The organism is Streptomyces sp. NPDC001889, from assembly GCF_053594535.1.
Genome location: NZ_JBSFER010000001.1, coordinates 218,267 through 238,070, shown reverse-complemented (window position 1 = coordinate 238,070; position 19,804 = coordinate 218,267). Strand labels below are relative to the sequence as shown.

General features: G+C 70.2%; 18 protein-coding genes and 1 pseudogene. 4 read left to right on the top strand and 15 right to left on the bottom strand.

Annotated features, from left to right (window positions below):
- Window positions 1–11 precede the first annotated feature (11 nt).
- The 10 genes and pseudogenes from ACWCRA_RS01030 to ACWCRA_RS00985 all read right to left on the bottom strand — a co-directional run bounded on the left by ACWCRA_RS01030 (window position 12) and on the right by ACWCRA_RS00985 (window position 8,245).
- Window positions 12–710 (bottom strand): hypothetical protein, encoded by a 699-nt coding sequence (locus ACWCRA_RS01030; RefSeq protein ID WP_451066498.1) that lies wholly within the window; start codon window positions 708–710, stop codon window positions 12–14.
- Window positions 711–784: 74 nt separating this feature from the next.
- Entirely contained in the window at window positions 785–1,084 is a 300-nt protein-coding gene (locus tag ACWCRA_RS01025) for a hypothetical protein (protein WP_451066497.1), read from the bottom strand.
- Between the two features lie 246 nt (window positions 1,085–1,330).
- Window positions 1,331–3,070 carry a relaxase/mobilization nuclease domain-containing protein gene (locus tag ACWCRA_RS01020; RefSeq protein WP_451066496.1) on the bottom strand — a complete coding sequence of 580 codons (1,740 nt, stop codon included), beginning with the start codon at window positions 3,068–3,070 and terminating at the stop codon, window positions 1,331–1,333.
- A gap of 15 nt (window positions 3,071–3,085) precedes the next feature.
- A complete protein-coding gene (locus tag ACWCRA_RS01015) occupies window positions 3,086–3,610 on the bottom strand; it encodes a plasmid mobilization protein (protein WP_451066495.1) in 525 nt (174 codons plus the stop codon).
- 110 nt (window positions 3,611–3,720) lie between these two features.
- Window positions 3,721–3,957: a hypothetical protein gene (locus tag ACWCRA_RS01010; protein ID WP_451066494.1), complete on the bottom strand. Its 237-nt coding sequence runs from the start codon at window positions 3,955–3,957 to the stop codon at window positions 3,721–3,723.
- An 84-nt stretch (window positions 3,958–4,041) separates the two neighbouring features.
- On the bottom strand, window positions 4,042–4,233 hold the full coding sequence (locus tag ACWCRA_RS01005) for a hypothetical protein (RefSeq protein ID WP_451066493.1): 192 nt from the start codon (window positions 4,231–4,233) through the stop codon (window positions 4,042–4,044).
- Window positions 4,234–5,165: 932 nt separating this feature from the next.
- Window positions 5,166–5,597, bottom strand: a pseudogene (locus tag ACWCRA_RS01000) (DUF2637 domain-containing protein); the annotation flags it as partial.
- Window positions 5,594–6,280, bottom strand: a complete 687-nt coding sequence (locus ACWCRA_RS00995) for a WhiB family transcriptional regulator (protein WP_451066492.1) — start codon at window positions 6,278–6,280, stop codon at window positions 5,594–5,596. The gene ACWCRA_RS00995 and the pseudogene ACWCRA_RS01000, both read right to left, overlap by 4 nt.
- Before the next feature lie 139 nt (window positions 6,281–6,419).
- Window positions 6,420–7,184 carry an ATP-binding protein gene (locus ACWCRA_RS00990; RefSeq protein ID WP_451066491.1) on the bottom strand — a complete coding sequence of 255 codons (765 nt, stop codon included), beginning with the start codon at window positions 7,182–7,184 and terminating at the stop codon, window positions 6,420–6,422.
- The gene (locus tag ACWCRA_RS00985) at window positions 7,181–8,245 is read right to left on the bottom strand and encodes a hypothetical protein (protein WP_451066490.1); all 1,065 of its coding nucleotides are present in this window, start codon (window positions 8,243–8,245) and stop codon (window positions 7,181–7,183) included. Before ACWCRA_RS00985 ends, ACWCRA_RS00990 begins: the two co-directional genes overlap by 4 nt.
- 996 nt (window positions 8,246–9,241) lie before the next feature.
- Here ACWCRA_RS00985 and ACWCRA_RS00980 point away from each other — a divergent pair.
- From ACWCRA_RS00980 to ACWCRA_RS00965, 4 genes are all read left to right on the top strand, one after another.
- Complete coding sequence (locus tag ACWCRA_RS00980) at window positions 9,242–9,751, top strand: Secondary metabolite protein (protein ID WP_451066489.1); 510 nt, start codon at window positions 9,242–9,244, stop codon at window positions 9,749–9,751.
- Window positions 9,752–9,923: 172 nt separating this feature from the next.
- Window positions 9,924–10,451 (top strand): regulator component, encoded by a 528-nt coding sequence (locus ACWCRA_RS00975; protein WP_451066488.1) that lies wholly within the window; start codon window positions 9,924–9,926, stop codon window positions 10,449–10,451.
- The gene (locus ACWCRA_RS00970) at window positions 10,448–11,668 is read left to right on the top strand and encodes an MAB_1171c family putative transporter (RefSeq protein ID WP_451066487.1); all 1,221 of its coding nucleotides are present in this window, start codon (window positions 10,448–10,450) and stop codon (window positions 11,666–11,668) included. Before ACWCRA_RS00975 ends, ACWCRA_RS00970 begins: the two co-directional genes overlap by 4 nt.
- Complete coding sequence (locus tag ACWCRA_RS00965) at window positions 11,665–12,840, top strand: cytochrome P450 family protein (protein ID WP_451066486.1); 1,176 nt, start codon at window positions 11,665–11,667, stop codon at window positions 12,838–12,840. Before ACWCRA_RS00970 ends, ACWCRA_RS00965 begins: the two co-directional genes overlap by 4 nt.
- A 217-nt stretch (window positions 12,841–13,057) precedes the next feature.
- Here the strand turns inward: ACWCRA_RS00965 and ACWCRA_RS00960 are convergent, their stop codons facing one another.
- From ACWCRA_RS00960 to ACWCRA_RS00940, 5 genes are all read right to left on the bottom strand, one after another.
- Window positions 13,058–14,188, bottom strand: a complete 1,131-nt coding sequence (locus ACWCRA_RS00960; protein WP_451066485.1) for a hypothetical protein — start codon at window positions 14,186–14,188, stop codon at window positions 13,058–13,060.
- Window positions 14,185–15,192 carry a thiopeptide-type bacteriocin biosynthesis protein gene (locus tag ACWCRA_RS00955; RefSeq protein ID WP_451066484.1) on the bottom strand — a complete coding sequence of 336 codons (1,008 nt, stop codon included), beginning with the start codon at window positions 15,190–15,192 and terminating at the stop codon, window positions 14,185–14,187. The genes ACWCRA_RS00960 and ACWCRA_RS00955 overlap by 4 nt, the downstream gene beginning before the upstream one ends.
- Entirely contained in the window at window positions 15,174–16,394 is a 1,221-nt protein-coding gene (locus tag ACWCRA_RS00950) for a lanthionine synthetase C family protein (protein WP_451066483.1), read from the bottom strand. Before ACWCRA_RS00950 ends, ACWCRA_RS00955 begins: the two co-directional genes overlap by 19 nt.
- Window positions 16,391–19,444 carry a lantibiotic dehydratase gene (locus tag ACWCRA_RS00945; protein ID WP_451066482.1) on the bottom strand — a complete coding sequence of 1,018 codons (3,054 nt, stop codon included), beginning with the start codon at window positions 19,442–19,444 and terminating at the stop codon, window positions 16,391–16,393. Before ACWCRA_RS00945 ends, ACWCRA_RS00950 begins: the two co-directional genes overlap by 4 nt.
- Before the next feature lie 96 nt (window positions 19,445–19,540).
- Window positions 19,541–19,747 carry an FxLD family lanthipeptide gene (locus ACWCRA_RS00940; RefSeq protein ID WP_451066481.1) on the bottom strand — a complete coding sequence of 69 codons (207 nt, stop codon included), beginning with the start codon at window positions 19,745–19,747 and terminating at the stop codon, window positions 19,541–19,543.
- Between the last annotated feature and the right edge of the window lie 57 nt (window positions 19,748–19,804).

Here is a 19,804-nt window from a genome sequence, read left to right as displayed (position 1 = left end):
CGCGGTGGGCGTCAGCTCGGTGATCCGGCTTTGCCGAGTGCCTTCTCCACGTGGGTGTCCACGAGGCCGGGAGATCCGGAGACGATCACGAGGAGCGTGCCCGCGCGGATAGCGGTCTGCTTGACGATGCTGCTGCGCCCGCCGGTGGTGGAGGTAATCAGCTGGGACCACTGTTCGTCGCCCAGCGCCGGGGCGGTGAGCTTCTGGGTCTGCATTTTCACCGGGGTGTTGCCGACCACGACCTGATAGACCGGACAGGAGACCATGGCGTCGAAGATCCGCCCCGTTCCCGCCGACAGCCTGGTCCCGGTGTCGCTGTACAGCTCCTGCGATACCTCCGAGTCGGCGCTGCCCGTGTAGGTGAAGGCGGTCTTCGCCCGGTTGGGGAAGTCCAGGGAGCCGCCGGCTGCCGCGTCGCCGCCGAGCTTCTCCAGCGCGGGGCACCCGATCACCGTCACATCGTCGCGGCCGGAGTTCCGCTCCGGCTTGCGGGTATACCCCTGGCCGAGGTCGGCCTCGTTCAGAAGCCTCGCGCGCAGCTGCTCCGTCGTCAGCACCTTCCCCGGCTTGGAGTTGGCCGACGCAGCTTCGGGCTCGGCGGTACGAGTGGTAGGAGCAGGGGAGGGTGTGCTGGTGGAGCAGCCGGGGAGGGTGATGAGGGTGAGGGTGGTCAGGGTGAGGACGGCCGTGGTGGTGGAGCGGCGGTGCATGCGGGTTCCCCATGGGGTCGGTGCGGAGGTCTGACTGGCCGAACATCCGGTTCGGCGGGGTAGGGGTGCGGGGGTCAGTGGCCGAGGTGGCGCAGGCCCTCGCCGAGGGTGGCGTGGCGGTGTTCCATCGGGCCGGAGTGGCGGTTGAACCACGCCGTGTCCAGGGTCGGGTCGTGGGTCTCGTGGCCTTCGCGGCAGCGGAGCCACACGGCGTCCCGCATCGCGAGGATGACCCAGTCGCGGTACGCGCCGCACTGCGGACACTCACGGATCTCACCCTCGACCACGAGCGGCCCCGGCCAGGGCATCATCATCCCTGTCACCTCGCCCCGGGAGGCCGACAGCAGATCAGGGGGCAGGAAGTCGTCCACCACCGCAATCACCCCCGGCGACGGGGCCGGTACGCCGCTCGGACCGGTGCCCGGCCGGGCAGCGCGTGGTTCGGGGGAAGGCTGACGCTGAGCCCACTCCAGCATGTCCCGGCCGGCGCTCTGGGTCTCACACCACTCACGGTCGTCCCGTATCCGGTCGAACATCCTGCGCTCCCTCACGTTTCGTCCCTCGGGCCACCCAGAGCGTGCCCCATGCATCTGTCCGGCTTCAACTCTGAAAGTTGTTAATCACCGGACCTTCCGCCCCTGGTCAGAGCGGTTCGCGGTTGCCCGGGCTGGCTGCGGCGCGGTCGTCGCCCGTGCGGTGACAGGGGGCACGGTGGTGGTGTCGGCGGGCAGGTCAGCCATGCGGCGCAGCCGCCACACCAGGACGTCGCTGAGTGATCCGGCGGTATCCAGTTCGCGGTGCTGTGCGGCCTCGGCGAGCAGACCGGCCGGGTCGTGGCCTGCGGCCTGGGCGTCAGCGAGGGTGGCGGCGAGCGCGGGCCAGCCGGATTCGCCGAGGATCTGCCCGGCAAGCTCCGGCACCGCCGCCCGCACATACGCGGCCCGCTGGAGCTGGAGCGGCTGCGCCATGCGCCGGCCCCGCTCCTGGAGTGCGGACAGCGGCTGCCCGGCGGCCTGCCGGTAGGCGGCGCGCAGGTGTTCGGCCGTCTTCCGGGCGGCGGCGGCCTGCTGCGCGTGTCCCTTCCTCGCATGCCAGTTCGCGGCGGCGACGGCGAGGAAGAACAACATGTCGATCACCATCGCAGTGGTCGCCCCGTCCTCACCCCGGCCCAGCGCCGGCCCGCCGCGCACGAGGTCGCGGGCGGCCTGCCGCAGCGCCCGGTCGTGCCCGCGCACGGCCCGGACATGCGAGCGGGACACCCGCTCGAACGCCCAGGCGGCCTCCCGCAGCTCACGGCGGGTGTGAGCGGCGGATGTCTTCGCGAGCGCGTCCAGCACCTCACCGGAACCGGCGAGCTGTGCCGCTACGGCCGGGTCGTCGCCCCGGTCGATGACCAGGACCGCCTGCCATGCCGCGTGTGTCGCACGGCGGCGCGCGGGTGCCGGGCCGCTTGGGACGAGTTGGTGCCCGGAGGCCGCCTGCGGGTCCGGCGCCCGGCCGGGTGTACTAGTCCCAGAGTTGGCCCAGCGTTCGCGGATGCGGGGCAGCGACAGGTCGGGGGCGAGCCTCGACCCGGAGTAGAAGACCGGCTCATTGTCCTTGTTGCGGTCGTCGGACAGGGCGACCGTGTAACCGAGGAGGTCCCCGGACGGGGCGATACGACGCCGCACCAAGAGCCCGGCGGCGGCGAGCCGGTCGAGGAACTCGGCCTCCCCGTTCGCGCCGGCCACCGCGCGCCGGACGGTCTCCCGCAGCTCCTCCCGCGGCGTTCGTTCCCGCTGTTCGCGTGTGGCTTTGTGGCGCTCGGCGCTGGTGGGGCGCTGGGCGGCGGTGCCGTCACCGGCGTTGAGGCGGCGAAGGCCGTACTCGGCTTCGACGAGGCGGGCTTCGGCCTGGGCGCGTGCGGCGTCGTGGTCGAGGTCGGGTTTGTAGCCGTCCTCCTGGACGAGGGTGGCGATGATGTGGATGTGGTCGTCCGCGTGCCGGACTGCCGCCCAGCGGCACCCGGCCCCGTTCGCGTCGGCGTCGTCGATGCCGGTGGCGGCGACTATCCGCCGGGCGATCTCGCCCCACTCGTCGTCGGTCAGGATGCGGTCGGTGGGGGCGTTGCGGACCGAGAGGTGCCACACGTGCTTACGGGGCCGGTCGCGTTCCTCGATGTTGTCGAGTGGCTGGTCGAGGAGCCGCTGGAGATCCTTGATGGTGGCGGCGAAGTCGTCGGCACGGCCGGGGTCGGGCGCGTTGTCGTCCCAGGACGCCACCAGGTGCGGGTCGGTGTGCTCCTCGTGCGTGCCCGGCCCGTACAGGTAGTGGAGCAGGCCGATGGTGCGCTTCCCGCGCTTGTGGATTCTGGGGATCATGCCGGTGGTGGCTTTCTAGTGCTGGGCGAGCAGTCGGTCGGTGGCGTCCTGGACGCGGTGCACGGCCCGCTTGACGGCGGCGATGATGGCGTCGAGTTCCGGCTCGGTGGGCTGGGCGCCGGAGTTGATGGCGCGGGCGATTTGGTTGAGGTTGTTGCCGACCTGCCCGAGGTGGCGACGGGCGGCGAACAGCTCGGTCACGGTCTCGCGCTGTCCGGCGATGGTGGCGGCGGTGTGGTCGAGGTCGCTGGCGGCGGTGAGGCCGGCGCGGGCGAGGAACGCGGGCAGCGACGTACGGGTCTGCTGCGCGGCGGCGGTGAGGAGGGTCTTCTCTTCGTCGTTCAGGCGGACGCTGCAGACGCGGACGCGCTTGTGGTCGTGCTGCTTCGGTGAGCGCTTGCGCGAGGGCTTCTTCGCGTCACGGCGCTGACGGCGCGGTGTCTGCTTCTCCGGCTGCGGTCCGCCCTCGGTCGCTGCCTCCCGGACCAGTGCCCCCCGGCGCTGGTCCGGACCCGCCACCCCCGGGGCGGGCTCGGCCAAGACGCGCTTCCCCGACGGGGAAGAGTGTCTTGGCCGATAACTTGCTCGCGTCGAGGTGGAGTTAGAGCCCGGCGAACCCTCGTCGGTGGGGGCGGTCGTGTTCGGGTGCGTCATCGGATGCGGGCCTTCCGGGTGCGGGTGTGGAGCTGGATCTGGGCGGCCAGCTCGACCACGGCGGCGGGTCCGTCGAGGACCCGGACGGGTGCGGTGGGGGTGCGTTGGACGAGCCACTGCCCGGTGGGGACCGGGACGGCGGCGTGGAGCAGTCCGTGGCGGACCAGGACCTCGGCCCAGGCGCTGGCTTCGGCCGCTGTCGCGGCTGTGGTGCTGGGGTGGTGGGAATGCATGGGGCTGTGCCCTCCGGGGTTGGGGCGGTGCCCCGGCGTGTGTCGCCGGGGGCACCGCTGCGGAGCAAGGGAGTTAGGCGGGTATCAGCCGCATTCGGGGCAGCGTTCGTAGTGCCGGGTCAGGGCGCGGGCCATGGCCCGCTTCGCCCCCAGCGCGTGCTTCGCGCTGACCCTCGCCGAGGGCTTGCCCTCGTGGCGTTCGGAGTGGTTGCGCAGGTAGGTGATGTCCCGCTCGTAGCCGGTCTTGATGCGGGTGAAGCGGGGGCAGGTCTTCATCGGGTGTTCCTCGTTGTGGTGGTGCCGGTCGTGCTGCGGAGGCGCTGCAGGACGGGGGAGAGGTGTTCGTTGCGGATGGAGATGTGCTGGTCGCGCATGATCTCCCTGAGCTGGACGCGGGTGATGGCCTCGTTGCCGTCGCGTTCCAGCACCGTGGGGACGTGGGGGCGGATCAGGGCGACGAGGTCGTCCTCGGAGAAACGGGACCGTGAACCCTGGCCTGTTCGGGACCGGTCCCCGTTTCCCTTCTGCGGCCTTGTCGCGGTCCCCGGGACCGAGCGGGGACGAGCCTTGTTCCGGCTGCCGGTCCCCGGGGGCTTCCGGTCCCGGTCCTGCCCGGTCCCGGGGACCGGACGGTCCGGTGCCTGCTCCTGCGGGTGTGTTCGGGGACCGGCGTCCGGCTCGGCACTGCTCGTCCCATCAGCGCGGTCCCGGGGACGCTCCTCCGTGAGGTGGTCCGGTCCCGGAGCCGTCACACGGTCCCCGTCCCCGTCTTCGGTCCCCGGCCCATCGGGCGTGACCGGGCCCCCTGCCTGCGGTTTCGCCTCGGGGACCGTGCGGTCTTGGTCCCGGGGACCGTCGGTGACCGTGCTCCGGTCCCCGGAGGGTGCGGGTTCCGGTCCGGTCCCGGGAGTCGGGCGGCCAGCGCGGTCCCGGTCCCCGGCGTCCGGTACTTCCGGGGTCCGTGCCTGATCCCGGGGACCGGTCGGTTCGGTCTCGGATGCCGGTCCTGTGCCGGCCTCTGCGGTACGGTCCCCGGCCGGCGGGGTTTCGGGCCGCTTCCCGAGATCGGGACCGGTCCCGGTCCCGGTCCCGGTCTCGATCTCGGGGACCGGTTGGTGGGGCCGGTCTTCGGCGTGGAGGGCGGGACCGGCCATCGGTTTCGGTCCCCGGTCCCGCTCGGTCCCCTTTTCGGTGGAGTGGGGGTGGTGGCGGGTGATGAGGATGTAGAGGTGGACGGCTCCGGCGAGGGCGAGTGGGGCGAGGGTGGAGAGGATGGCGACGACGGTGTCGCCCAGGCGCAGTCCGCCGGTGGGAGCCATCTGCTGGTTGAGGCGGACGGCGTGGAGGGCGTTGGCCCAGATGCTGGCGGTGGTGGCGGTCCCGAACAGGGTCCATACGTACAGGCGGGCGCCGAAGGGCGCGGTGCGCAGGACGAGCAGGGCGCGGACCCCGTAGGCGATGAACCCGTCGATCACCAGGGGGAAGAGGTAGGTCAGGAATCCGCGGACGTGGATGGCGACGGCCATCTGCTGCAGCGCGTCGTAGGAGAGGGCGCAGCCGGCGGCGCCGAGGGCGAGGATGGCGAGACGGTCCCAGGGGCCGACGGGGGCGACATCGTGCGCAGTGGTGCGGGGGGTCATGCGGCCTTTCCGAGCGCGGTGATCAGAGCGTGGGTGTGGATGTGGCCGGGGACCGGTGCGGACACCGGCGCGGTGGGCTTCTCGTCGGCGGGCTGCTCGTCGCCGGCGGTCTCGTCTGCGGTGCCCTGCGGGCTCTCGTCTGCGTCTTCGTGCTGGGGCTGGTCGTCGGCGGAGCCGTAGAGGTCCCAGTACCGGTCGCGGTCCTCGACGGCGTGGGCGGCCTCGCGCATGAGGTCGCGGGCGTAGTCGAGGTCGAGCCGGAGGGTGTAGGCGAGGCGTTCCGGACTCCAGCCGCGGACGTGGGCGTGGCGGGTGACGGCCTTGCGCTCTGCGGTGGAGAGGTGGACGTCGCGGCCGATGAACGCGGCGCGAACCCTGGCGTAGTCGAGCCTTTCGCTGATCTTCGCCTGCCATGCCTGCCGTTCGGCTTCGGTCAGGCCGCCCCAGATGCCCTCCTTGGTGCTGTTGTCGAGGGCGTGGTTGAAGCAGTCCTTCTTCACCGGGCACCCGCCGCAGAGCGTCTTGGCCTGGGCGATGGACTTGTGGTCCCGCGGCCGGGGAAAGAACAGCTTGTCCGCGAGTTTGCTGTCCATGCCGTGGCAGGCGCCGCGGGTGTGCCAGCTGTGGTCGGCGATCCCGCGCAGCGCGGGGCGGGTGGCGTCGATGGTGGTGATGTAGCGCAAGGGGAGTCTCCGGAGTACGCCTCATGGGCCGTCAGCGGACACGTGTCACCGCGAGTGCGGATCGCGTGTTCGGGAGGCGGGGCGGGCAGGGGCGCGGGCGTGGGCCGTCGCGCCGGAGGTCAGATGCGGGGAGGGCGGGTCAGCGGGCTTGGAAGCGGCGGTCCGGGCCGGTGAGTTCCACGGCGGTGCACATGCCGGACAGGCGGGACAGGACCCGGTCGCCGACCCGGTCGCGCAGCACCGGCTGCCCGGCCGGGATGCCGGGGGTGCGGACCGGGGGCAGGTTGCTGGTGATCAGCGTGGGGAAACGATTCTGCGCCCGCCAGTTCAGCAGCCGGAACGTCAGCTCCTCGGTCCACTCGCTGTTCTTCGCCGCGCCGAGGTCGTCCAGGAGCAGGACCGGGACCCGCAGGACGCGGCGGAGCAGGACCTCGGGGTCCGCGCCGCCGCGGGAGCGCATCTCGCCGTAGAGGTCGGCGGCCGTGGTGGCCTGCCAGGGCACCGCGCACCCAGCGGCGGTCAGCGACCGGATCGCCCCGAACGCCTCGTGGGTCTTCCCGGTGCCGGTCGGGCCCCACAGCAGCAGCGACGGTCCCCGGGCGACCATCCGGCGCCCGGCCGTGCCGTACTGCGGCTGGAGGGAATCCGCGTACGGGGCGGTCGCCGACCCGGCGATGGTGCGCACCCAGGCGGTGACGTCCGGGTGGACGGCGTGGGCCTCGCGGTAGTCGTACGGGACCCGCTTCTGGGCGGCCTCCAGCGCCGGGTTCGGCTCCGGGACGCTCGGCGGCAACGGGGTCGCGGGGTCGATGCCGCGGGCGGCGAGCTGGGCGTCGAGGCGTGCCCGGAGCCGCTCCCCGATCGCGGGCTGGGGGTCGACGGACCGGCTGAGCGTGCGGGTCACAGGCTCCTCCCGAAGGTCGTCGGCTCCGGCGCGTTCGGGTTCATGTAGGGCTGGTGACCGGTGCTGGCCCAAGGGCCCCCGCCGGAGGCGCTCGGTGCCCCGGCATCCACGAGCGGCGGGTTGACGACCTCGTTCACCAGGCTCGCCAGCACGCTCGGGTGGAGCGCCTTGGCCCGCAGCCGGTCCAGCGCCGGGCGGATGTGCTCCGGCGTGAAGCCCTCGTCCAGCAGGGCCTTGAGGTTCCGCCCCAGCTGCCCGACGAAGTTCCCCGGCGGACGCTGTTGGCAGCCGTTCACGTACTCGGCCACCAGCTCCTTCGCCGAGACCTGCTCCAGGGCGGCGTCGAGTGCGGGCGCCTCGCGCCCCCTACGGGAAGATCCAGGATCCAAGATCCTAGATCCAGACGACGAGCCCTCGCGAGGATGCGGCGATCCTTCGACGAATGCCGCCTGACCTGCGGTTTCATCAGAAGCGTCCACCGGGGTCTCCTGACGGTCGAGGTCAGGGGCGGACGCGGGCGGAACCGCTCGGCGGGCATCGCCCCCCGAGGTCTCCGTCGGCGGCGAACCTGGCGCATCCGCTCGATCGAGCCCTCGTCGGCTCGCCGAATCGGTTCCCGGCGGGATGCGCGACGGCACTGCCCCGGTGGTGGGCGCGGCGGCCGGCCGGGGCGCGGGGCACGGCTCGGCGGCGTGCTCTGCGCACTTATGGCCCACCTGGTGCTGGGGGCAGCGCGGCAGCCGCGACGCGGAAGGCCGGTCGATCCGCTGATGCTTCTCCCAGGTGACGATGTGGAGGTAGGTCCGGCCGTCGCAGCCGGTGTACCGGCAGATCAGCCCGACCGCCGCCAGCTCCTCCAGGTCCTGGGCCACGTGGGCGGGCGTGTGCTCCTGCCGCAGCGCCCACAGGCGTCCGGCGATGATCGCCGCATGGGCGCGGTGCCGGCCCTGATCATCAGCTTGGGTGAGGAGACCGACGAAGGTGAGGACTGCGGTCACTGAGACGGAGGCGATGTCCTCGGATTCGAACATCTCCGGCTTGATCGTGCGGATCCGTGCCATCAGACGGCACCCCCGAGCCGGGGGGCCGACCACTGACTGGAAGGGTCGGGTATCGCGCGGGCCGGGGCGTTCGGCCTTTTGCGCGCAGGCGTGGGCATGCGACACTCTCCTCTTGAAGTGATGCCGCGCCGGTGTGTCCTGTTGAGAGGGCCGGTGCGGTGTTGGTGGGACGTCTCATGCCCTTGCCGGGGCGGAGTGTCCATCGCGATCGGCGTCGGAGAGTCTTCAGCTCTCTCGGCGCCGTCGCTGTCTGCGCTCAGTTTTCGGTGTTGCCCGACGGGTCCCCCGGTTGTCGCGACTCCACGGCTCGGCCGCAGGCCGGGTGGCTTTCACCCGGCGACCAGCAACACACCACACATCCTGCGTGGAAGTCCATACATAGCTCTAGTCCGCTGTACACCTCTGAAACGCTACAACGCTGCAGGTCAGAGGGAGTGCGGTCGTGTAGTTGCCCTCGGGGCAGCCGTACGACGGGAACGAGCGCGGCCCAGTGACGCAGCCCCGGCGGCCGGCGCGGAGAGCCCGCCGCGGAGTCACCTTTGGGGGGACCGGGTGCCGAGGCGGTTGCCGCCCTGCGGTTGCAGCGCACGGCTGCGGCGCACTGGCTATCCGGTACGGGTTGGGGGTGGGTCGCTACGAAGGAAATCGGCACGACGGTGGCCGAACACCGAACGCGGCTGAGGGCCTGGGCGCGGTGGGCGCGTGGTGGTGCGGGGAACACGCTGTCTCCGGGAGCGGATATCTGGCGGACCCGGCCTGTGGCCAGTGACAGGTCGGGTCCGCCGCCGGCAGGGTGGCGGTCGCACGGCAGGAGCGCCTTGATCGGCCAGGGCAGGGCAACGCCATGAGCCGATCTCTGCACAACACTGTGGTGTCGCCTCCGTGCCAGCTCAACGTACACCGCAGTTGCGGAGGGTCGTCAACTGGTGTTTTGGCGTTCGAGCGGCTGCCGCAACTAGAATGGATGGCACGGATCATGACAAGGATGTGCTGAGAGTGACGGATGAAGCCCCTCGAGGGAGGGCCGGAGAGCCCTCTGCGGCAATCTCGGGCGCGACCTTCGCCGCGAAACTGGACCATCTGTTCAGAACGGTTCACCCTGCGACGCGTGGGCCCTTCACCTATGCCGAAGTCGCCGAGGGGATCAGACTCGCGAACGAAGAAGCGCGGAAGGAAGGCAGGGAGGCGGGCCGAAGTCTCACGGCGAGCGCGATCCAGCAGTTGCGGACCAACGCCAACAAGAACCCGACCTATCCGACGATCAAAGCACTGGCGGACTTCTTCGGCGTCAAGGCCGGCTACTTCTTCGACGAGGCCGAGGCCGAGGCGGACAGCGCGCGGATCGCCCTGCTGGCCGCGATGCGGGACCAGGGTGTCAAGAAGGTCGCACTGCGGGCGAAAGGGCTGAGCACCGAAAGCCTGCACATGCTGTCCACCGTCATCGAGCAAGCTCGGCGCCTCGAAGGGTTGCCGGGTGACGAGGGTGATTTGGACCTGGACTGCTAGCCCGGATTGGTTAAAGAGGCAACCAATTCTTGGCCAAGGTCCGCTTTTGCTTACGCACATTGATCGCCTATGGTGTCCGAGTCGTCCGGGGGGCTGACCCACGGCCTGTCCCGCAGGTCGCAATGGGTCGCATCCATGCGGCTACGACCCTTCGCGCGATCAGGAACGTGGAATGGAACTTGAACAGCTCCGCGCCCAGTGCGAAGAACGCGTAGGAGCCCTTCGTCTTCCGCATCGGTGCAGTACGCGCGACCTGCGAGACGCCGTCGCGGCCCTGCGCGGCAAGCCGATCATCCTCAAGCCCCTGAAAACCCTGGGTTTGCTGGATGCGCCGTGCGGGATACGACTGGAAACGGCGGAGGCCGATCTCCTCTTCTACGAAGCCGGAACATCACCACTGCACCAGAACCACATCCTCGCGCACGAGATCAGCCACATCATCTGCGACCACCCCGGCACTTTGGAGCTGAACGAGAACGCGCTCAACGCGATCGGCTTCAGCCCCGCCATGGTCCAACGCATGTCCGGCCGCACGAGTTACACGACCGAAGACGAGCGCGAGGCGGAGGTCATGGCCACCGTGATTCGCCAGCACATCTACCGCGGACGCGAGCTTCCCCCGAGCGACCCCTCCCGGGGTGCCGAGCGCTGGGAAGCCCTGTTCGCCAAACCACCTAAGAAAGTTCGCCGCAGATCATGATCAACATCCTCTTCTCAGGTGTCGCCGTCGCTCTCCTCCTGGCGGCCGGCTACTGGGTCAGAGGCCGGGGCGGACACAGGCCAACCGGAACCTGGGCCATGGCCGCGCTCCTCACCTCCTTCGCACTCGCCTTCGCGTCGTACGTCCCCGTCGTGGAGCGCACCGTCGAGTCGGTCATCCCGCACGTCGCCCGCCTGATGAGCAACTCCTTCACGCTCTGCGCCGCCACCGCCGTGCTGGCCTTCCTCTTCCAACTGAACCTGGAACCGGAACAGGCTCGCCGACTGATACGACTCCGTGTGATCTTCCTCGCCGCTGCTATCGTCGGCATGACCACGCTCTTCACTGTCGAGGGCCTGACGGGCCGCTCGCCGACGCTCTACGCGTTCTACGTGCTGATCTACATCACGTACCTCGGCTACACGGCCAAGGACTTCCTCGTCCAGACCTGGCGGCAGTCCAAGCGCTCACGCCGGGCCAGCCAGCGCATCGGACTGCGGATCACCGCCACAGGGTGCGTCTTCGCCCTGATGTACACCGCGTACAAGGTGTTCGTGATCATCTCGGTCGGCCTGGGCCTCGATCTGATTCCCGACGGCACCAAGTGCACCTCACCCGTTACCCCGGTCCAGTGCACCTTCAGCGTGACCTCACCGGCCCTGGCCGTACTGCTGATCACCGTCGGGCTCATGCTGCCCGCCGTCGCGTGGCCGATCAGCCAGGCCCTCCGCCGCCGCTGGGAGGCCCGCTCCTTCGAGAAGCTCGGCCAATTGTGGGCGGATGTGACCGAAGCCGCCCCCGAAGTCGTCCTCGACCCGAGCGGATCAGCATCCGACGAGCACTCGGACGATTCCGACTATCTTCTCCACCGCCGCGTCATTGAGATCAACGACGGTGTGCTCGCCCTCCGTCTCCACCGCTCCCAGTGCGTACAGGACGCCGCACGCGAACTTGCCGCGCGCAAGGGCATGAAGGACACCCCGGAGGGGGAAGCCTTCGTCGAGGCAGCCGTCCTCTCCGCTGCGGTATACGCCCAGCGGAATGGGGACGACTTCTTCGAGCACCAGGCCCCGCCTGCTGCAGGAGGACCGTCCCGGGAAGGCAACCTCCGGGCGGAGACCGAGTGGCTGTTGCTGGTCGCCGCCGCCTACGCGGACGACTCCACGCGCGTCGCTCGCTCGGACGCGCCCGCCGTTGACGCACTCTCAAAAGCGTGACCGACCCGCTGCAAGACCCGCAGTTCTTCCGGAACCCCTACGCGACGTATGGGCGCCTCCGCAGCGAGGCACCCGTCCAGAAGGTGCCCACCGGCTCCAAGGGGCACGTCAGCTACATCGTCACCGGCTACGCCGAAGCCCGAGCTGCCTTCACCGACCCCCGGCTGTCCAAGGACACCGCGCGGTTCTTTGCAGGCCGGCCCTCACGACGTAACCTCCACGCTGCGGTCTCCCAGAACATGCTGTCCAGCGACCCCCCGGAGCACACACGGCTGCGGGGGGCCGCAGGGCCAGCGTTCACCCAGGGGCCCGTCACACGGCTTCGCCCCTTCATCACCGAGGTGGTCGACGACCTCCTGTCGACCTGGGAGCCCGGCCAGCAGATCGATCTCGTGGACCGCCTCGCGGTTCCGCTCCCCGTCATCGTAATCAGCGAGCTGCTCGGCGTGCCCGCCGGCGACCGGAGCACGGTCGCCAACTGGTCCCACGAACTGTTCACCGCAGGGCAGCCCGATCGAATCGACGCTGCTTCCCACGAACTCGCCGCGTACATGACTGGGCTCGCGGCCTCGGCAGACACCCCTAAGTCCGGGCACCTCCTGCACGACCTCGTACACCGCGCCGACCACGGCAAACTCACCGAAACAGAAGTGGCCTCCCTCTCCGTCCTCCTGCTCGTAGCCGGGCACGAAACGACGACCAACTTCATCGGCAACGCGCTCCTCGCCCTGCTGCAGCACCCCGACTCGCTCACAGCTTTGCGGGAGCGGCCCGAACTCATCGCCGATGCCCTCGACGAACTCCTTCGCTTTGACTCCCCCCTGGGTATCGCCACCTTCCGCTACAGCACGGAAGAACTCACCCTCGGCGGCACTCGTATCCCCGCAGGCGTGCCCGTGCTCATCGCACCGGGAGCAGCCAACCGGGACCCCGCCCAGTTCGACCACCCGGACAAGCTCGACCTCACCAGAAAGGCAGCGTCCCACCTGGCCTTCGGCCACGGCATCCACCGATGCCTCGGAGCACCCCTCGCCAGAGCCGAAGCCGAGATCGCCCTGCGCGCACTGCTCACCCGCTTCCCGACGATTCGCCTCGAGGTACCCGATGAGGAACTGGAGTGGCGTCATACCCGACTCGTACGTGGCCTGGCCTCCCTTCCTGTGTTCGTGTGATTGTGTCGGCCTTCCAAGGCGTTGCGGTGTGCCGTGGACGACGATGGCGGCCAAAGGAAGTCCTGCGGACGAAGTTGTGGGTGGGCTGAACTATGTTGCCCATTTGACCCTCCCAGACGTGCGGTGCCGGTTGGCACCGTCAATTTCCGTGGTAGGGCGCGCTCTCGGTCTGGGCTTTGCCTCGTTGTTCAGTCGCTTCCTAGCGGGCTGACCGAGGTCAATGTTGCTGCTGTGCAAGGCATACGGTCAGATTCGCACCGGCGATGGCGCAGGCGTCGTTCATGGCGGAGAGGTCACGATTCCGCATTTCGCCTTGGTCGAGGCCGCTCCGGTGGACGAGTGCTTCGAGGCTCCTGCGCTGCTGGCCGGTTGCCATAGGGGTGGGGCTGCGGAGGATTTCACGGGCGGCAAAGGCATCGCCTGCCCTTTCGGTGTCGTCGGCGACCGTTCGGCAGAACTGTTCTGTAAGATCTTCGGAGTGGGCCGGGGCCAAGGTGAGGACTGCTCGTACTAATCGAATGCGGAACATGCGGGTGTGAGGCTCTGTGGCCTCCACGGCGGTCTGCGCGCTGCTCAGCGCGGTTTGGAAGAGCGCGTTTCCGCGGCCCATGAGGGTTGCGGTTCCGTGTCGGAGGAGTTGTCCGACGGGGTTTTCCCACGGCTCGGTGATGTGTGCTTCGTTCAGGAGCGCTTCGGCGGTCGCCGGGTCGTTCGCGTGCCAGGCGGCGACGATACGGGTCTGCCGGCTTTCGAGCAGTCGGTTCGTCTCGGGGTCGTAGGCAGAGGCGTGTCGGGCGGCCTCGCTCCAGAGGCCGGCGGCGGCCAACAGTCGGGTGCCGTCGTCCACCATCAGGAATCGCAACCACGGCTGAATAAGGCGTACGGTGCCCGGGGCTGCGAACCGGCTGAGGTCGATGTGCTGCCCGTGGAGAGTGACCGTGCCGCCGTGGTGCACGGCATGGTACAGGTCGGCCAACTGTCGGTACGCGGTGCCGGGGTCGCCGGAGCGTGCGGTCAGGCGGATCAGGTTCACGGCGGGCTGGAGCGCCGCGATGGCGCTATCGCCGCTGACGGGCCAGGCTGGCTGGAAGATGTGCAGTTGGCGGATACAGAGGTCCGCGGCTAGGTCGGGGAGCCCGCAGTCGGAGGCGATCAGGGCGGACAGGTTCCAGGTGGCGCAGGCGGCGTCGATCCGGCTGGTGAGCGGGCCGGGCTGAGAGGACCGTTCGGCGCAGATGCGGAGTTCTTCGATACGGGCCGTGAAGCCGGGGTACACCAGGTGGGAGCGGCAGATCAGGGGAAGTCGCACGGAGGCCCGCTGGAGCGCGTTCGGCGGGGTGGTCGTCACGGTGCTGCCCCTTCCCCGGTGTCGGTGGCCGAGTCGGGGTGCAGGATGGCCGCCTTGGCGGCGTGGGCGAGGACGCTCTGGACATGGGGGCGCAGGCCGATGCGGTTCCAGTGGAAGATCACGTGGTAGGCCAGAACGTGGCGCAGACCGCGGTGCAGGGCTCCCGCGAGGTTGGCGGTGTGGAGTTCGCGGCCGGCGCGGCGGAACGCGTGGACCCAGTCGGCGGCGTGCTTGAGGGTCAGGTCGGACTGGATCATGGGGCTGGCGGGGCTGGTGTCGGCCAGTAGCAGAGGGCGGACGTTCGCGATCATGCTGTGGATCTTCGTGGAGGGCACGTCCGGTGGTAGCGGCCGTTCCTGGGCGACGCGATACCAGACGTCACCCTGCTCGTACCACTCGAGTCCGGCGGCGCGCATCAGGGTGGCACAGAGCAGCAGCGACGTTTCTCGGCGGCCGAGGTTGCCGTGGGGTGTGGTGAGGGCGGCGTGGCTGTCGGCGTGGAAAAGGGTGTGGGCGATGGTCATGCTGGTGTCACCGCCGAAGGCGGCGGTCTCGGGTTCGTAGACGCCGGGCCACCAGCGTTCCACCCGTCCGTCCTGCGCGAGTTCGTCCAGGATGGCGGGGATCGTGTCGGGGACGTGGGTTCCGTCGGCAATGAGAATCCGTATGCGCCAGCAGGGGTGCTTGCGGATGAACCACCACCCGGTGATCAGACCGTCGTGTTCGGCAGTGTCCAGGGCGGGGACGAGGGCGGCGGTGGTCTGTTCGGCTTCGCTCCAGTCGGTGAACTGGATGTACAGCTGGCGCCAGGCGGGGGCCCGCAGGGCTTGGGCGAGGGCGTGCTGTCCGGCTTGGTGGTAGGTGGCGACGGCGGCTGCCAGATCGGTGGGGTCGAGGTCGGCGCGGGCGGCGGCGGTGTCCGGGCTGGTCCCGGCCAGCACGTCCTGTACGGCGGCCAGCGTCTCGCTCAGCGGGGTCGGCGGGGTCAGTCGATGAGCAGGCATGCGTCCCATCCGGAGATCGGTGCCGTGTCGCGGGCGGCGGTGTTCAGTGCGAGGGCGGTCCCTGCGTCGCCTTGCAGCAAACCGGTGCCGGAGCCGGGGCGGGCTTCCCGGATCAGGGCGCCGGCCAAGTTGGGCAGGGCGGCGTCCAGGGCCGGGCTGGCGGCGTCACGGGCTGCTCGCCAGGCAGTCTGGTAGACGCCCGCCCAGCCGTGGCACAGCCCCGAGTCAGTGATCTTGGACAGTTGGCCGGGGTCGGTGAGGCAGCGCGCGAGGGCGGATTCGTACAGGTGCTGGCGCGTCTCGTCGTGGCGGGCGAGGCAGGCGAGTTGTCCGGCGCGGGCGATGCCGGGGGTCCCGTAGCACCAGCTGGGGCGGGCCGGACCGTGATGTGTGGGGCGGTCGGCACGGAGTTCGCCGAGGTGAAGGTGTTCAGGCCACCAGGGGCCGGCGGGCCCGTCCTGCCGCCAGGTGTCGAGCCAGTCGAGGATGGTGTCGACGGCTTCTTCGTGCCCGTCGATCCTCGCGCCCTGGAGCAGGGCGCGGGCGAGAAGGAGCAGGGGGCCGGTGATGCCGTGGGCCGCGCCGAAGTTTGCGTGCCCCGCGGAGACGCCGGCCGCGGAGAGGTCGGGTTCGTGGTCGACCCACCAGCCCGGCAGAGCACCGTGCTCGGTGTGACGGATGGGAATCGCCAGCCGCACGAGGTAGCCCAGGATGCGTTCGGTCGCGGATCCGGACGGGGACCGACGCAGGAGATACGCGCCGATCCCGGTCAGCCCGTAGAAGGTGTCGTACTCGTAGAAGCTGGTCGGGCGCCCGCTGCGCATGCGGGCTTCCGCCGCGTCGGCCTTGCGATGGGCGAGTTCGGTGACGTGCCGGTCCAGGGCTGAGAGGGCGTCGTGATACCGGGGGGCGTCGTCGGTGACGGCGCAGTGAAGCATGAAGGCGACAGCGGGCGCCCCGAGGTACAGCCCGCTGGTGGTGGCCGCGCTGATGTCGGTGCCGGCGGCGATCTTGATCCAGGTGTGTGCCTGCTGCCAGGTTCCCTGCCCGTGACGGGCGCGCTCGATGTGGAGGAGTGCTGTGCCGGTGGCACCCGAGGCCAGGTCCTGGGCTACCCAGAGCCGGTCTGCGGGCGGCGGGGCTGGTGCGGCGAGTCCAAGGGCGAAGGTGTCCGTCAGCAGTGCTGGGCTGCTGCGGGTCATGGCTGCCGCTCCCGGTGACGCATTGCGCAGGTCCGGGCGAGCCGTCGGACGGCGCGTTCGTGCTCAGGGTCGAGGGGCATCGCTCGGATGACGTGCTCGTCAAGGAGCGACCGCATCACATCCTCGGGATCGAGCGAGGCGGCCAGTTCCTTGCGGTAGGTGGTCAGCGAGGCGGCGCGCTGCCGCCAGAGTTCGGCGACGTGGGGGCCTTCGGGCAGGGCGAGCAGGGCGGTGCGCTCGGGGTCGGCCAGTGCCAGGGCCAGTGCGGTTCGCTTCCGGGGGACGGGGCCGTGCTCTTGGGGGAGGGCGGAGGTCAGCCAGTTGGCCGCCTGGCGCCGGTCACCGGTGAAGTGGACGGCCAGGTCGAGGATGCTCGCGGCGGTGAGCGCCTGTCCCCGGGCGGGGTCGTCGTTGGCGGCGCGGATCTGAGCGATGCTGGCGGCTGAGTCCGCGGCGAACACCCGGTGCGCGGCGTCCAGGACGGGCCCTTGTCCGTAACGGCCAGCGTGCGGATGGTAGGTGGCCAGCTCCAGACCGGCGGTCAGATCCTGGTGGTGGAGGCTCTCGGCCCACGCGTGGAGCTGCTGGGCGGCGGGTCCGTAGTTGGCTGGGGCCTGCAGTTCGAGGTAGAGGGCCAGGTGCGGGGCGGAGCCGGGGCCGTTGGTGTCGCGGCGGCGCTGGAACCACCAGGCGCGTGGGGTGTCGAACGTGTTGAGCAGGTCAGGCAGATGGCTGGTCAGGATCTCGTCGTGCCGCGCGGGGTGGGCGAACAGGCGGGCGAGGAGCACGGTGGACCGGCCGGGCAGGTGGGGGGCGGTGACTGCGGGCCTTGACGGGAACGGAACGGCACTGGCCGGAGCGGGGTTCGCCAGCGGAATCAGGAGCTGGTGGGGGCGGCCGATCCACGCCTGCTGCTCGGGGGTGCTGGTCTCACGTAACTCGACCAGGTGCGTCCGGTCCACGCAGGCGCGTAACAGTGCCCTGTGAATGCGCTGGTCGAGGCCGAGGGACAGCTGCTGGTCGTTCTCGACCATAGCCACGCGGCCGGGAACGCGATGCTTCTTGCGCCACTGGTCCAGAGCCGCGCTCCAGTCGGGCATCGGGGCGGACCGGGGGGGCAGTTGCTCTGCGGGCAGTAGCCACCGGGCGGGCGCAAGTACGGTCCGTTTGTACCGCACGCGCGGAAGGTACTGAAGGGTGTTGGCGACACCGAAGGAGAACGACTTGTAGGCGGCGCTGCGGGCGGTGCTGATCTCGGCGAGGAACCGGGCGAGCGGCGGTGTGTGGACCGATGCTTCCAACGCGTGGAGGACGCGCGGCTCGACACGTTGCCCGGTCGAGGCGCGGATCAGGGAGAAGCGGCGGGCGTCTGCGACCACGGCCAGGTCGTCGAGCGGGATCACGCCGGGACCGGGTTCGTGGTGCTGGCCGAGAGGGATAGTGTGCGGCAGAATCTGCGGGGTGCGGGCGACGTTCTCGTTGCGGCGCCGTCGCGGGGAGAACATCAGCTGCGCGGGGATCGCGCCGGGGATGGTGGTTGCGTACGAGTCGGTGAGGGCGGCCCGTGCGGGCGGCGGCAGGAGGTGAGCGAACCGGCCGAACATGCTGCTGCCGGGCCGGGGCGCCCCGTTGACCAGTAGTCGGTACTCGCCCCGCTGAATGGCCTCCACGGTGGGGGCGTGTATCTCCACGGCGATCTCCGCCCGTGGCGAGGGCAGTGGCGGCTCGGTGTGGAAGGCGGTCAGGTCGGCGATTGTAGCCCTGGTGAGAACCAGCTCGTCGCCGCCCGTGCGCGTCACCTCCTGGAGCAGCCGTAGGATTCTTTCGTCTCGGTCGGTCAGCTCGTACGGGGCGCGGTCGCGGTCGGAGCCTAGAAAGCCTGCGGGCAGGCCGAGGCCGCTGTCGCCGATCAGGGCGCGTACCGGTACCGCCACGCCGGTGCCGTACCGGTCGAGGAAGCGCTGGTGGTAGTCGCGCCACTGCGGATACCCGTAGGGGTGGGGCGAGAGCTGGTGCATGACCTGAGCCGCTTCGGCGGCCTCGTTCAGCACGGTCTTGGGGATGTCGACGGTGCAGTCCAGTGCGGCGTCGACCAGCAGCGGGACCCGGGCGACGGGGCTGAGACGGCTCATGTCGCGGACGAGTGCGGAACCCGGTGCCCAGGGCGCCGAGCTGGCGGCGTGGTCGATCCGGTCGCGGATGTCCGCGAGCCGGGCCGCGAGGTCAGCGACCTCGGCAATGCTGGCGGCGTTCGCCTTCTCCAGCTGGGTGCAGATGTGGGCGAGGGGGTCCACCGATGTCATCGCGGGCCACAGACTGCTGATCAGGACGTGTCTGCCCAGCAGGCCGGTGATCAGACCGGTGAACTGCTCGGGGTGTGCCGTGGGGAATTCGCGGGTGAGGCGGTGGATCAGGTCCTCGAACGGGATGGGTGTGTCGGCGGCGGCGAGGACGGCGGCCACGGGCCGGGTGAGACGGACGGACAGTTCGACCGGGGCATAGCCCGCGGTGTGTGCGTCGGCCGGCATTCCGTCGACCACGTGCCGGCCGCCTCGCGCCCGGCCGGTGTTGTTGGCGACAACCGTCAGCCGGGCCAGCAGGGCGGGACTCTTCTCCAGCTGCGTGACCATGCCCGTCATCCAGTCGGAATCCGGTCGGAGCACCGTCCGGTAACCTTCCTCCCATTCAACCCGAGCCGTCACGGCGGGTCGTACGGGAGCGACCCCGGCGAACACTCCGAACGGTGTGGGCCGGTGATTCCAGCGCAGCAGATACGCCGCCACCGAGCGGACGGCCCGGCGAACCCGGCGTGCGTCGGTGACGGTCCCGGTCAGGATGTCGTTGACTCGCTCGCACAGGATGGGGCTGGCCGCGGACAGTGCGTCGGGCACCGGCGGGTGCCACACTCCGGACAGCCACTGACGACCCTGGGTGACGAGGTCCGTTCCGTGCAGGTCGATGTCCGGGACGGATATCTGGCTGGGGGAGGTGGAGGCGCGCAGCAGCGCTCCGGGCTGCCACTGGTAGGTGATGGGTGATCTGTGTGCCACGGGTGCCCCTTCTCGGATGCGGGGTGGTGCGCAGACAGGTGCCGCCGTGGAAGCGGTCGAGCGACGGCTTCCACGGCGACCGAAGGAGGGGGTCTGTCAGGCTGCGTCCTCGATGGTGGAGACGCAGGAGCTGGCCCCGTTGGCGCAGGTGTTGCCGCAGCCGTCGCTGGTGGGGCAGTTGAAGTTGTAGACGGGGTTCTCGGCGACGACGACGCGGACGTCCAGGTGGAAGTCGTCGTCGGACAGTTCCCCGGCCGGCGGTTCGACTGTGGCGGTGAGGCTGTCGAGCAGGGCTGTGGTCATGTGATCACACTCTCTCTGTCCGTTGGGATGGTGCGAGAGACCTGGCCGGGCACCGCT